This window comes from Streptomyces sp. NPDC090021 (assembly GCF_044748225.1).
Lineage (GTDB): Bacteria > Actinomycetota > Actinomycetes > Streptomycetales > Streptomycetaceae > Streptomyces.
Map to the genome: position 1 here is coordinate 60,715 of NZ_JBIVFO010000013.1, position 13,385 is coordinate 74,099.

Annotated in this window: 13 protein-coding genes; 7 read left to right on the forward strand and 6 right to left on the reverse strand. The window is 70.4% G+C overall.

Annotation, left to right across the window (positions count from 1 at the left end):
• Positions 1-23: 23 nt before the first annotated feature.
• The 3 genes from ACIPXC_RS12720 to ACIPXC_RS12730 all read right to left on the reverse strand — a co-directional run bounded on the left by ACIPXC_RS12720 (position 24) and on the right by ACIPXC_RS12730 (position 2,994).
• Positions 24-866, reverse strand: coding sequence for a DUF4429 domain-containing protein (locus tag ACIPXC_RS12720; protein ID WP_401616251.1), 843 nt, complete (start codon positions 864-866; stop codon positions 24-26).
• 75 nt (positions 867-941) lie between these two features.
• Positions 942-2,171, reverse strand: a complete 1,230-nt coding sequence (locus tag ACIPXC_RS12725; protein WP_401616444.1) for an alpha/beta hydrolase — start codon at positions 2,169-2,171, stop codon at positions 942-944.
• Positions 2,172-2,319: 148 nt separating this feature from the next.
• Positions 2,320-2,994, reverse strand: a complete 675-nt coding sequence (locus tag ACIPXC_RS12730) for a TetR/AcrR family transcriptional regulator (protein WP_401616253.1) — start codon at positions 2,992-2,994, stop codon at positions 2,320-2,322.
• Between the two features lie 381 nt (positions 2,995-3,375).
• Between ACIPXC_RS12730 and ACIPXC_RS12735 the strand changes: the two genes are divergently transcribed.
• Positions 3,376-3,801, forward strand: coding sequence for a peptidase inhibitor family I36 protein (locus tag ACIPXC_RS12735; protein ID WP_401616254.1), 426 nt, complete (start codon positions 3,376-3,378; stop codon positions 3,799-3,801).
• On the opposite strand, the gene ACIPXC_RS12740 is transcribed toward ACIPXC_RS12735, so the two are convergent.
• Both ACIPXC_RS12740 and aceE read right to left on the reverse strand, forming a co-directional pair.
• Positions 3,798-4,589, reverse strand: a complete 792-nt coding sequence (locus tag ACIPXC_RS12740) for a potassium channel family protein (RefSeq protein WP_401616256.1) — start codon at positions 4,587-4,589, stop codon at positions 3,798-3,800. The genes ACIPXC_RS12735 and ACIPXC_RS12740 overlap by 4 nt on opposite strands.
• Before the next feature lie 164 nt (positions 4,590-4,753).
• Positions 4,754-7,486, reverse strand: a complete 2,733-nt coding sequence (aceE, locus tag ACIPXC_RS12745; protein WP_401616258.1) for a pyruvate dehydrogenase (acetyl-transferring), homodimeric type — start codon at positions 7,484-7,486, stop codon at positions 4,754-4,756.
• A 499-nt stretch (positions 7,487-7,985) separates the two neighbouring features.
• Here aceE and ACIPXC_RS12750 point away from each other — a divergent pair, with 499 nt between their 5' ends.
• The 6 genes from ACIPXC_RS12750 to ACIPXC_RS12775 all read left to right on the forward strand — a co-directional run bounded on the left by ACIPXC_RS12750 (position 7,986) and on the right by ACIPXC_RS12775 (position 12,506).
• Positions 7,986-8,414 (forward strand): DUF3052 domain-containing protein, encoded by a 429-nt coding sequence (locus tag ACIPXC_RS12750; RefSeq protein WP_030841248.1) that lies wholly within the window; start codon positions 7,986-7,988, stop codon positions 8,412-8,414.
• A gap of 184 nt (positions 8,415-8,598) precedes the next feature.
• Entirely contained in the window at positions 8,599-9,057 is a 459-nt protein-coding gene (locus tag ACIPXC_RS12755; RefSeq protein ID WP_401616260.1) for a peroxiredoxin, read from the forward strand.
• Positions 9,058-9,197: 140 nt separating this feature from the next.
• Entirely contained in the window at positions 9,198-9,773 is a 576-nt protein-coding gene (locus tag ACIPXC_RS12760) for a TerD family protein (RefSeq protein ID WP_030657021.1), read from the forward strand.
• A gap of 145 nt (positions 9,774-9,918) precedes the next feature.
• Complete coding sequence (locus ACIPXC_RS12765; protein WP_401616262.1) at positions 9,919-10,494, forward strand: TerD family protein; 576 nt, start codon at positions 9,919-9,921, stop codon at positions 10,492-10,494.
• Positions 10,495-10,528: 34 nt separating this feature from the next.
• Positions 10,529-11,641: a DUF475 domain-containing protein gene (locus ACIPXC_RS12770; protein WP_401616264.1), complete on the forward strand. Its 1,113-nt coding sequence runs from the start codon at positions 10,529-10,531 to the stop codon at positions 11,639-11,641.
• 124 nt (positions 11,642-11,765) lie between these two features.
• Complete coding sequence (locus ACIPXC_RS12775) at positions 11,766-12,506, forward strand: Tellurium resistance (protein WP_401616266.1); 741 nt, start codon at positions 11,766-11,768, stop codon at positions 12,504-12,506.
• 36 nt (positions 12,507-12,542) lie between these two features.
• On the opposite strand, the gene ACIPXC_RS12780 is transcribed toward ACIPXC_RS12775, so the two are convergent.
• Positions 12,543-13,310, reverse strand: a complete 768-nt coding sequence (locus ACIPXC_RS12780; RefSeq protein ID WP_401616267.1) for a TerD family protein — start codon at positions 13,308-13,310, stop codon at positions 12,543-12,545.
• Between the last annotated feature and the right edge of the window lie 75 nt (positions 13,311-13,385).

Here is a 13,385-nt window from a genome sequence, read left to right on the forward strand (position 1 = left end):
CAGGCCCGGAGTGGCCGACTGGGTCAGGGCGAGGTGGCGGTGAAGCGGTCCCGGAGGGTGGCGTACTCGACGTCGGTCAGGAGTCCGGCGGAGTAGAGCTCGCTCAGGTGCCGCAGCCGCTCGTCGCCGGAGCGGCCGCGGGCGGCGGCGACCGGGGTGCGGCTGCGCGTGGCGGCCAGGACGGCCGCGGCGAAGGGCAGCGACTCGTGCACCGTCCCGTAGCCCACGCCGAAGACGGCCGTCGAGAGGTCGTGGTCGGGTCGGGGGTCGGCCGGGGTCTGCCGGGGCTCGCGCAGCTGCAGCCGCAGGTGACCGCCGGTGCCGCCCGGGGAGCGCCATTCGACGCCGGCGAGTTCGGACAGCGGGTACTGCTGGTCGCCGGCCTTCCACTTCGTGCCGGTGGCGCCGGTGCGCGACCAGTGGAAGGTGACCGAGGAGCCGTCGAAGCCCACCCGTGCGTCGTATGCCTTCAGCTGGAGCGGCGGCTCCGGTACGTCGACCAGGAAGCGCGGGGCGGGCTCGGCGGCGTCCGGCCCGAGCCGGGAGCGCAGGGCGGCGGCGAACGCGGCGGCCGATGTCGCGCGCTCTCCCGGCACTACCATCCGGTACGGGTCGCTCGCCTCCTTGAGCTGACCCGCGGCGGCCTCCATCAGCGGATCGGCGCCCGGGCGCGGGACGGCACGCAGAACCACCGTGTCCCGCCTTCCGGCGGTCACGGTCACGGTGGACACCGCTTCCAGGGGGATCCGGCGCGAACCCAGTGCTTGCCACAGCCTCGGCGCTCGCATCCCCCGTGCGAAGCGGATGAGCACCGAGTCCGAGTCGAACTCCCAGACGGCATGGTTTCCGGCCAGTACGTCACCCATGCGCCACATGGTAAAGGGAGCCACCCCCGTGCGTCCCCCTCGGCGCGATGGCCGGTTTCCACGCCTCTACGCGCGTCAGTCCTGCTCCGTCCCGGAAATTCCGCGTCGGCACACGTCGTCGCCGGTAGCGCACACAACGGAAGCGAAGGTGCCGGTTCCGATCTTGGCGAAGTTGGCGACCGAGTCCGTACCTGGCGCGAAATAGCCGGTGTGGCTCTTGGCCCGGGCCGAGGACAGCAGCCGCGCACCGAACTCGGGGGACACCGGATCGGCGCCGTGGCCCACACCGCCGAACTCCAGGTGCGGCACGTCCGCGATCCAGTCGCCCTCGTCGCGGGTCGCCCAGACCCGGGCCGAGGTGCGCAGATCCGCGACGTTCTCCGCCCGCATACCGGGACTGCCCGCCACCACCACGTCCGTCACCCGCTTGGGCAGCTCGCGCGCGGCGACCCCGCACACCACCGACCCGTAGCTGTGGCAGAACAGCGCCACGCTGGAATTCCCCGGCAGGGACACCGTCAGGTCCTTCAGCCGGACGGCGCCGTCGAAGGCCATCCGGCCCGTGGCGGCGTCCACGCCGACCCCGGTGGGAGCGGTGTAGTCGGCCCAGGCGACGACCGCGGTCCGGCTTTTCGGCGAGGCCGCGCGCTCGGCCCCGTACAGGGCCTCGGCCATGCCGACCGGGGAGGTCAGCCGGCGCTGGGTGCGCTCGAAGGTGAGGAGGTCGGTGTCCACGCCCGGCACGATCACCGAGACCCGCTCGGCGTCGTCGAGGTCGCCGAAGACCTCGGCCACCCGGCCGCCGCCGGTGGGGTCGAAGGCGAGGATCTGCCGGCCGGGCTCGGCGAGCGAGGCGAAACGGTGGGAACGCCGGGTGGCCTCGGCCCGGTCGGCCGGGGTCAGCGCGACATCGTGGCTGCGGGCCTCCTCCACCAGGCGGGCCTGCTCCAGGCCGCGTCGGTTGGCCCGGTAGCGCGTGGTGACCGGCGCCCCCTCCAGGTTGCCCACGACGAGCGGGTGGCCGTCGGCCAGACGGGCCCGCTGCGCACCGTCGAGGCCTGCGAAGAAGCGGGCCACCGTCCGCACAGGGGCGTCCGCCGGCGGCACCGGACGGCCGTCCAACCGGGCCGTGGACCAGGCGTCGAGGGCGGCCGCCCGCAGCGGGGTGCCCCCCTCCGGCCGGTGCACGGCCGTCCAGCCGGTGGTCGCCAGCAGGACGAAGACGACCGCCAGCGCGAGCAGGGTGCGCAGGGCGGCCGGGCGCGGGTCGGCGCCGGGCACGGTGGGGTGGGCGGAGCCGGGCAGGTTCACTGGGACCAGCGTAGGAGACCGATTCCGGCCGTGGCGCGCCGGGTGACGGGGGTCACGCCCGACCGTGGGACCCCGTACGGGCCGGAGCGCGCCCCGCCGAACTTCTGGCGAAAGATCCGTAATGCCGCTTTTTGGTGGTGACTCAGTGCCAGCGCCCCGCCAGAGCTGGGGTGATGCCGTCGAGGTAAGCGTCCGTCAGCCTGCGGATCGCCTCCACGCTGCTGTCGTCGCCCTGCCCCCAGAGCCGCCCCGTGACCCTCATCACTCCGAAGAACGCGGCGACGGCCACCCGTGGCCGAGGGTCGGCGTCCACGTCCAGGCCCTCGCGGGCGGCGATCAGCCGGGAGATCCGCTCCTCCAGCTCCGTGGAGCGCCGCAGGTGCACGGCGAGCAGGGCCGGCGTGGACTCGATCAGCCGGTAGCCGCGCATGTAGAGGTCGACCGGGACGATCCCGCCGAGAGCGCCGTCGACCGTGTCCCACGCGGCGAGCACGGCGCCCCGCAGCGCCTCCAGCGGCCCCTCGGACGGCGGCCGGGCGTGCAGCTCGGCGACGAAGTGCGACTCCACCAGCTCCTGGACCGCGAAGACGACCTCTTCCTTGTTGGCGAAGTAGCGGAAGAAGGTGCGCTGGGACACGGCCACCGCGGCGGTGATCTCGTCGACGGTGGTGCGCTCGTACCCCTGGGAGACGAAGAGCACGAGTGCGGCGCGCAGCAGCGCGCTCCGGGTGCGCAGTTTCTTGCGTTCGCGCAGTCCGGTCACCCCGGTCTTTCCGGTCACCGCGGCCGCCGGCGCCGTCCGCTCCTCGATCGTCACCGCCGGGCTCCTTTCTGACGCCGAGGGCGGTCAGAGTACCCGTGACCGACGGCGCGGCGGCCGATCCGCCGAGCCGTTTCGCGAAGGCGCGGCGACCCGTCCGGTCGCGCGATCGGCGGATCGCGGATGACACGTTCGGGTCGGCCGTGAACGGCCTCCGCAGCCGTGCCGGGGCGGGCGCGGGCCCGCCGCGAGGGCTCCCGGAGGGGTCAACTCCGTACCCGCGGACGGCCCGCCGGACGGTTCCGCCGGGGCTGTCGCCTATCAGGGTGGACCCGGCCGGCCCCTCTTCCGCACGACCGTCACCGCAGGTCAGCGTGGTGTTGGCGGAGCACCCGGAAACGGTCCGGGCGCCCGCCGTCCACAAGGAGCCGACCCGTCATGCGTACGTGTGAAATCACCCGCTTCACCGCCGCCCGCTTCACCACCAGCCGCTTCACCACCGCCCTCGCTGCGGCGGTCCTGGCCCTCACCGCCCTCATCCCGACCGCGGCCGGCACGGCGCACGCCGCGGGCCCGCCGGGCCTCGGAGCCTGCGCGAGCGGACAGCTGTGCCTGTGGGCGAAACCGGACTTCAAGGGCACCCGGCAGACCCACGAGCTGAGCACCCTGGACATCAACAGCTGCACCGCCCTGCCCGCCGGCACCAGCGCCCAGTCGCTGGTCAACCGGACCGGGCGGCCGGTCACCACGTACCAGTCGGCGGAGTGCGCGGAGACCGGCGAGTTCCAGACCTATCCGGGCGACGGGGTCTGGCTGCCCCAGTCCCCGTACCAGGTGCGCGCCTTCAAGGTGTGGGAGCGCTAGCTGGCCCCGCGCTGTGCCGGGGCGCCCGGCGCGGCGGTGGCCGGCGGGTCGGCGGCCGGGTCCGCCGTCCCGCCCAGCCGGGCGACCTCGTCGCGCAGCGCCCGTACCTCCGCCCGGAGCTCCAGGACCGCCGCCAGATGGAGCCGCTCCGCCTGGTCGTCGCGCTCGAAACGGGCGATGAACCAGGCCGCGATGTTGGCGGTCACCACACCGAGCAGGGCGATACCGGACAGCATCAGCCCGACCGCCAGGACGCGGCCGAGGCCGGTGGTGGGCGAGTGGTCGCCGTACCCGACCGTCGTCATCGTGGTGAAGGACCACCACACGGCGTCGCCCAGGTTCTTGATGTTCCCGCCGGGCGCGTCCCGTTCCACGCTCAGCACGGCCAGCGAGCCGAACATCAGCAGCCCGACGACCGATCCGGCCACGTACGTCGTCAGCTGGATCTGCTGGGCCATCCGGGCCCGCCGGCCCACCAGCAACAACGTGGCCACGAGCCGCAGCAGCCGCAGCGGCTGCACGAGCGGCAGCACCACGGCCGCCAGGTCCAGCCAGTGCGTGCGCACGAACCGGCCGCGCTCCTCGGAGAGGGCCAGCCGCACCAGGTAGTCGACGGCGAAGGCGCCCCACACCACCCACTCCACCCAGGTGCAGGCGCCGTGCACCCGCGCGTTCGCGTCCGGAGCGACGATGGGCACGGCGTACGCCACGGCGAAGGCCACGGCGAGGACGAGCAGCGGGGTCTGGCTCCGACGCTCCCAGAGCAGCCGACGGGATGGTTCCTTCATGCGGAGCATCGTAGGCAACGCACGAAGCGGCGCGGGCCCCGGCCGAAACCGGGACCCGCACCCGCACCGCCGTGCGGCGACTGCGCACCGCCGTGCGGCGACTGCGCACCGCCGTGCGGCGACTGCGCACCGCCGTGCGGCGACTGCGCACCGCCGCGCGGCGACTACGCGTCGCCGCCGGCCGCGCCCGGGTCCGCCGCCGCCACGTCGAGCAGCTGGTACTTGTCGACGGCCTGCTTCAGCACCGAGCGGTCCACCTTCCCCGCCTTGGCCAGCTCGGTCAGCGTCGCCAGCACCACCGACTGGGCGTCGATGTGGAAGAAGCGCCGCGCCGCACCGCGCGTGTCCGCGAAGCCGAAGCCGTCCGCGCCCAGCGAGGTGTACGCGCCGGGCACCCACCGCGAGATCTGGTCCGGAACGGACCGCATCCAGTCCGAGACCGCCACGAACGGCCCCTCGGCACCCGACAGCTTCCGCGTCACGTACGGGACGCGCTGCTCCTCCTCCGGGTGGAGCAGGTTGTACTCCTCCACCTCGACGGCCTCGCGCCGCAGCTCGTTCCAGGAGGTCGCCGACCAGACGTCCGCCCGCACGTTCCACTCCTCGGCGAGGATCCGCTGCGCCTCCAGCGCCCACGGCACCGCCACTCCGGACGCCATGATCTGCGCCCCGATCGTGCCCGCGGTGCCCTGCGAGACGCGGTGGATGCCCTTGAGGATGCCGTCCACGTCCACGCCCGCCGGCTCCGCCGGGTGCTGGATCGGCTCGTTGTAGACGGTCAGGTAGTAGAAGACGTCCTCCGCCTCCGGGCCGTACATCCGGCGCAGACCGTCCTGGACGATGTGCGCGATCTCGTACCCGTAGGCCGGGTCGTAGGCCACACAGCCCGGATTCGTCGAGGCCAGCAGCTGGGAGTGACCGTCCGCGTGCTGCAGACCCTCACCCGTGAGGGTGGTCCGTCCGGCGGTCGCACCCAGGACGAAACCGCGCGCCAGCTGGTCGGCCATCTGCCAGAACTGGTCACCCGTGCGCTGGAAACCGAACATCGAGTAGAAGACGTAGACCGGGATCAGCGGCTCGCCGTGCGTCGCGTACGCCGAACCCGCGGCGATCAGCGAGGCCGTGCAGCCCGCCTCCGAGATGCCGTCGTGCAGCATCTGGCCCGTCGGGGACTCCTTGTACGCGAGCAGCAGGTCGCGGTCGACCGCCTCGTACTGCTGGCCCAGCGGGTTGTAGATCTTGGCGCTCGGGAAGAAGGCGTCCATACCGAAGGTCCGGTACTCGTCGGGCGCGATCAGCACGAAGCGCTTGCCGATCTCCTTGTCCCGCATCAGGTCCTTCAGGATGCGGACGAACGCCATCGTGGTGGCGATCGACTGCTGGCCCGAGCCCTTCTTGGCGGCCGCGTAGGTCTTCTCGTCCGGCAGCGGGAGCGGCTTGGCACGCACCACGCGGGTCGGTACGTAGCCGCCGTGCGCGCTGCGCTGGTCGTGCATGTACTGGATCTCGGGCGAATTGCGGCCCGGGTGGTAGTACGGCGGGGCGCCGCTCTCCAGCTGCGCGTCCGTGATCGGGATGTGCAGGCGGTCGCGGAAGCGCTTGAGGTCGTCGACCGTCAGTTTCTTCATCTGGTGCGTGGCGTTGCGGCCCTCGAAGTTCGGACCGAGCGTCCAGCCCTTGACCGTCTGGGCCAGGATCACCGTCGGCTGGCCCTTGTGCGCCTTGGCCGCCGCGTACGCCGCGTAGACCTTCTTGTGGTCGTGACCGCCGCGGCCCAGGTGCTGGATCTGGTAGTCGGTCATGTTCTCGACCATGGCCCGCAGCCGCTGGTCACCGCCGAAGAAGTGCTCGCGGATGTACGCGCCCGACTCGGTGGCGTACGTCTGGAACTGCCCGTCAGGCGTGGAGTTCATCTTGTTGACCAGGATGCCGTCGCGGTCCTGGGCCAGCAGCGGGTCCCAGGAGCGGTCCCAGATCAGCTTGATGACGTTCCAGCCGGCGCCCCGGAACTGCGACTCCAGCTCCTGGATGATCTTGCCGTTGCCGCGCACCGGGCCGTCGAGGCGCTGCAGGTTGCAGTTCACCACGAAGGTCAGGTTGTCCAGGCCCTCGCGGGCGGCGATCGACAGCTGGCCGAGCGACTCGGGCTCGTCCATCTCGCCGTCGCCGAGATACGCCCAGACGTGGGACCTGGAGGTGTCCGCGATCCCGCGCGCCTCCATGTACCGGTTCATCCGGGCCTGGTAGATCGCCCCGAGCGGGCCGAGGCCCATCGAGACGGTCGGGAACTCCCAGAAGTCCGGCATCAGCCGCGGGTGCGGGTAGCTGGAGAGGCCGTACGGGGCCTTCGACTTCTCCTGGCGGAACGCGTCGAGCTGCTGCTCGGTGAGCCGGTCCAGGAGGTAGGCGCGGGCGTAGATGCCGGGGGAGGCGTGGCCCTGGAAGAAGATCTGGTCGCCGCCGTCGCCCTCGTCCTTGCCCCGGAAGAAGTGGTTGAAGCCCACGTCGTAGAGGGAGGCGGAGGAGGCGAAGGTCGCGATGTGGCCGCCGACGCCGATCCCGGGACGCTGGGCGCGCGAGACCATGACGGCCGCGTTCCACCGGGTGGCGTTCAGGACCTTGCGCTCGATCTCCTCGTTCCCGGGGAAGAACGGCTCGTCCTTGGTGGCGATCGTGTTCACGTAGTCCGTGCTGCGCATCTCGGGCACGGCCACGCGCTTCTCGCGCGCCCGCTCGATCAGCCGCAGCATGAGGTAGCGGGCGCGTTCACGGCCCCGCTCGTCGACCGCTGCGTCCAGGGAGTCGAGCCACTCCTGGGTCTCCTCCGGATCGAAGTCCGGGACCTGACTCGGGAGGCCGCCAATGATGATCGGATTGCGATCGGATGCGGAAGCCACGCTGTTCCTTCGCTGTCGGGGGAGTCGTGCCGAGGCCCAACTGGGGGGCGCCGCCTCCCATGGTCTTACGCTCGGCCGTAATCGTCATCCGTACCACTGGGTAATCCCTGCGATCGACGGGGATGCCCGACCCGGTGGCGGGAGACCCGGCGAGGTGACGGACGGGTCCGGTTCCGTGGTGCGGGGTGGCGGGTGGCGGGTGCGACCAAATCGCAACCTTACGCCCAAGGCGGTCGCCGGCTCCGGGAGGCCCTTCGTCCCTCGAACAGGTAGGAAAGTCCTCATGCGGCGCGAATGAGCTGGAATGGTGTGGGATGAATCACCAGAGGTGCACACGGGCACGCTGAAAGTTGCGGCGAGACGGCCGTAATCGTCACCGTTTCGACGGTCTCGGCGGCCGGGTACTTGCGCGATCCGCCGCGCCCGTGTGGACTACGCCCAATGCTGCGCGTACGCGCGCCGCCGAAGACATTCACCGAACATGAGCAGGAGGCACCCCGTGAGCGCGACCGCGGACCACGCGGAGAGCCTGGCCGCCCGGCTGGGTTTCCAGTCCGAACAGGTGGTCCAGGAGATCGGCTACGACGACGACGTCGATCAGGAATTCCGTGACCTCGTCGAGGAGCTCGTCGGCGAACTCGTCGACGAGGAGTACGACGACGTCGCCGACGCGGTGCTGCTGTGGTTCCGCGAGGACGACGGCGATCTGACGGACGCGCTGGTCGATGCCACCGAGCTGGTCGAGGACGGCGCACTGATCCTGCTGCTGACCCCCAAGACGGGCCGTGACGGCTACGTCGAGGCCAGCGACATCAGCGAGGCCGCCGAGACCGCCGGTCTCTCGCAGACCAGGAGCGTCAGCGTCGGCAAGGAGTGGGCCGCCACCAAGCTGGTGACCCCCAAGACCGCCGCCAAGTCCAAGCGCTGAGCCGCGCCCGCTGCCGAGCGGACACGCTTCCACACCCCGCCGACCAGGTGATCCCGGTCGGCGGGGTGTGTGCGTTTCCCGTGATTCGCGTGTTTCGCGGATCCCGGTGCGCCGGGTCAGGATCTAGGCTGTGACTCACCCGAACAGCCCAACGCGGGGATGCGGGAACGAAGGGATGCGAGAGATGGCGATCGAGGTCGGCGACAAGGCCCCGGACTTCGAGCTCAAGGACAACCACGGCGCCACCGTGCGGCTCTCCGACTTCCGGGGGGAGAAGGCCGTGGTGCTGCTCTTCTACCCGTTCGCCTTCACCGGTGTCTGCACCGGTGAGCTGTGCGAGCTGCGCGACCAGCTCCCGCGCTTCCAGAACGACGACGTCCAGCTCCTCGCCGTCTCCAACGACTCCGTGCCGACCCTGCGGGTCTTCGGCGAGCAGGAGGGCCTGGAGTACCCGCTGCTGTCGGACTTCTGGCCGCACGGTGAGACCTCCCGCACGTACGGCGTCTTCGACGAGGACAAGGGCTGCGCGGTCCGCGGCACCTTCATCATCGACAAGGACGGCGTGGTGCGCTGGACTGTCGTCAACGGACTGCCCGACGCGCGTGACCTGAACGAGTACATCAAGGCGCTCGACAGCCTCTGAGCGCGACTGCGCGGGCCGTTACGCGCAGTTCCCCCGCGAAAACCGCTAGCAGGCGGGAACCCGTCACTAGGATCAAAACGTTGATCCGGTAGCAACCGCACGACGGGGCACCGCCCCACACAGAACCCAATGGAGGACCCGTGGGAGTCAGCCTCAGCAAGGGCGGCAACGTCTCGCTGACCAAGGCCGCGCCTAACCTGACGGCGGTCATCGTCGGTCTGGGCTGGGACGCTCGCACCACCACCGGTGTCGACTTCGACCTCGACGCCAGCGCGATCCTGACCAACGACCAGGGGAAGGTCGCCAGCGACGCGAACTTCGTCTTCTTCAACAACCTGAAGAGCCCCGACGGTTCGGTCGAGCACACCGGTGACAACACCACCGGTGAGGGTGAGGGTGACGACGAGGCGATCAAGGTCAACCTCGCCGGCGTCCCGGGCGACGTCGCCAAGATCGTCTTCCCGGTCTCGATCTACGAGGCCGAGACCCGCCAGCAGAGCTTCGGACAGGTCCGCAACGCCTACATCCGCGTGGTGAACCAGGCCGACAACACCGAGCTCGCCCGCTACGACCTCTCCGAGGACGCCTCGACCGAGACCGCCATGGTCTTCGGCGAGCTCTACCGCAACGGCGCCGAGTGGAAGTTCCGCGCCATCGGCCAGGGCTACGCCTCGGGCCTGCGCGGCATCGCCCAGGACTTCGGCGTCAACGTCTGAGTCCGAGAGCAGCTCGTCCGTCCGGCGCCGTGCACTGCGTGTACGGCGCCGGACGCGCTTCGTCCGCGGCACCGCGACGCCGCAGCACTGAACAGCACTGCAGCACCGTCACATCGCCACACCGTCGTCCGGGGAGGACCACAACATGGGCGTCACACTCGCCAAGGGGGGCAATGTCTCCCTGTCCAAGGCCGCACCGAACCTCACCAGGGTGCTGATCGGTCTCGGATGGGACGCGCGCTCGACCACGGGAGCCGACTTCGACCTCGACGCCAGCGCGCTGCTCTGCAACGGCGGCCGGGTGCTCGGGGACGAGTACTTCGTCTTCTACAACAACCTCAAGAGCCCCGACGGCTCCGTCGAACACACGGGGGACAACCTCACGGGCGAGGGCGACGGCGACGACGAGTCGATCATCATCGACCTCACCAAGGTCCCGGCGAACGTGGACAAGATCGTCTTTCCGGTCTCCATCCACGAGGCGGATGCCCGTCGGCAGAGCTTCGGCCAGGTCAGCAATGCCTTCATCCGCGTGGTCAACCAGGCCGACGGCCAGGAACTGGCCCGCTACGACCTCTCCGAGGACGCCTCCAGCGAGACCGCGATGATCTTCGGTGAGGTCTACCGGTACGGGGGCGAATGGAAGTTCCGTGCAGTGGGGCAGGGGTACGCGTCGGGGCTCCGGGGCATCGCTCTAGACTTCGGGGTCAACGTTTCGTAAAGCCGTACACAGACGCATGGGGTGCCAGGTGCCAGTGGTTCTGAAAACCTTCGGCTGGTCGTTCGCCATCACGGCGCTCGGCCTTGCCTTTGCCGCGTGGCAGTGGGGGTGGGAGGCCTTCGGGGTAGTACTGATCCTGTCGATCCTCGAAATCTCCCTGTCGTTCGACAACGCGGTCGTCAATGCCGGAATCCTGAAGAAGATGAATGCCTTCTGGCAGAAGATCTTCCTCACCATCGGCATCCTGATCGCCGTGTTCGGAATGCGGCTGGTCTTCCCGGTGGCCATCGTCGCCATCAGTGCGAAGGTCGGCCCCATCGAGGCGATCGAACTGGCCCTGGACCACCCGGAGCAGTACGAGGCCCTGGTCACCGACGCCCACCCGGCCATCGCCGCATTCGGCGGAATGTTCCTGCTGATGATCTTCCTCGACTTCATCTTCGAGGAGCGCGACCACAAGTGGCTCGCGTGGCTGGAGCGCCCGCTGGCCAAGCTCGGCAAGGTCGACATGCTGTCGGTCTGCATCGCCCTGATCGCGCTGCTCGTCACGGCGATGACCTTCGCCGTCAACGCCCACACCAGCACCGGCCACCAGGACAAGTCCGCCACCGTGCTGCTCGCCGGCGTCGCGGGCCTGATCACTTACCTGATCGTCGGCGGTCTGTCCTCCTACTTCGAGGACAAGCTGGAGGAGGAAGAGGAGCGCGAGCACGAGGAGGAGGAGAAGGCCAAGGCCGCGGGCAAGCCCGTCTCCGCCGTCGGCCTGGCCGGCAAGGCCGCGTTCTTCCTCTTCCTCTACCTGGAGGTCCTCGACGCCTCGTTCTCCTTCGACGGCGTCATCGGCGCCTTCGCCATCACCAACCACATCTTCTGGATGGCGCTCGGCCTCGGTATCGGAGCCATGTACGTCCGTTCGCTCACGGTCTACCTGGTCCGCCAGGGCACCCTGGACGACTACGTCTACCTGGAGCACGGCGCGCACTACGCGATCGGCGCGCTCGCGGTCATCCTGCTGGTCACCATCCAGCACGAGATCAGCGAGATCATCACCGGCCTCATCGGCGTGGTGCTGATCGCGGCCTCCTTCTGGTCCTCGGTGCGCCGCAACAAGCGCCTGGAACCGGAGGGTTCCACCGTCGACGCATGACCGCGGCGTTAATGCGGAACGCTCCTTTTCGGGGCGGTCCGCCGGGTTCACGGACCCGGCGGGCCGCCCCGTTTTCCGTAGGCTTCGCGGGGATCAGGGGATCAGGGGACCAGGGGGGTAGGGGATGGGATTCTTCGACGGCATCATGGGCAGCCGGGCCGTGCAGTTCCAGTCGGGCAGTGCCTCGTCGAACGCGATCGAGCTGACCAAGCGGCATTCGACGGTGTCGCTGACCAGGCAGGGCGCCGTCCACGGCAACCTGCGCGTCAATCTGTCCTGGCGCATGCGCACCTCGGACATCGGCGGTCGCTCCGGCCAGAGCGGCCAGCTCTTCCGCCACCCGTTCAAGCTGTTCAAACCGGACATCGTGCAGGCGCACACCCAGGGCATGGTCAACGTCGACCTCGACATGGGCTGCCTGTACGAACTGACCGACGGCACCCGCGGCGCCGTCCAGCCGCTGGGAAACCTGCTGGGCGACCTCAACGACCCGCCGTTCGTCAAGCTCAGCGGCGACGACCGGTTCGGATCGGGGTCCGGCGAGACCCTCTACATCAACCTCGACCACGCCGACGACATCAAGCGGCTGCTGGTCTTCGTCTACATCTACGACCAGACCCCGGCCTTCGACCGGACGCACGCCATGGTGACCCTCTACCCCGTGACGGGCCCGCGGATCGAGATCCCGCTGGACGAGCGGCACCCGCAGGCCCGGTCCTGCGCGGTGGTCTCCCTGGAGAAGGTCAAGGGCGAGCTGGTCGTGAAGCGCGAGGTGAAGTTCGTGTACGGGTTCCAGTCCGAGCTGGACCGCCTGTACGGCTGGGGGCTCCAGTGGGGGCGGGGCTACAAGAGCACCAAGAGGTGACCCCGGAGCCCTCGCGGCCCCGGGGGCGCGTCCCGCTCAGTGGCGGATGAACTGCGGGCCCTGCGCCGGCAGCCGGAAGGACGGGTCGCCGCCCGGACCCGGCACCGGAGCCGGGGACACCGGCTGCGGGTACCCGTAGGCGGGCTGGGCGGCCGGAGGGGCCTGCGTCGGCGGGGCCATCACCGCCGTCTGCTCGGCGGCGGGGCCCGCCGTGGCCGGCGCGGTGCCGGCGGTCACGCCCGCGTCGGCCTCGGCGGCGTTCTCGTCGACCGAGATCCCGTGGTCGGTGGCCAGCCCCACCAGCCCGTCGGAGTAGCCCTCGCCGAGCGCCCGGAACTTCCACCCGTCGCCGCGGCGGTACAGCTCGCCGCAGATCAGCGCGGTCTCCGCGCCGGTCTCGGGCCGCACGTCGAAGTGGGCCAGCGGCTCGGAGCCGCCGCTTGCGGTGGCGTCGTACAGCAGGATCCGCAGGTCACGGACCCGCTCGAAGGGGACGTCCTCGGCCGAGGCGACCACCAGGATCCGGTCCACGCTCGGCGTCACCGCGCGCAGGTCCGCCTGGACGGCGTCGGTGATCGCGTCGCCGACCTGCTTCTTGCCGAGGCGCCAGACGGCCCCCGAGGGGTGCCGGGGCTGGTTGTAGAAGACGAAGTCCTCGTCCGAACGCACCCGGCCGTCCGGGCCCACCAGCAGTGCCGAGGCGTCCACATCCGGCACCTCGGGGCCGCCGGTCCAGCGCAGCACCGCCCGGACCGTCACGGGGGCCACCGGGATGTTCGAGCCCTTCTGCATCGCGTGCGTCATGCACGTCATCCTGCCCTCCCAGGGTGGAGCGGGACAATGCGGCCCCCCGTATGCCCCCCATAGGGCCTTGTACCG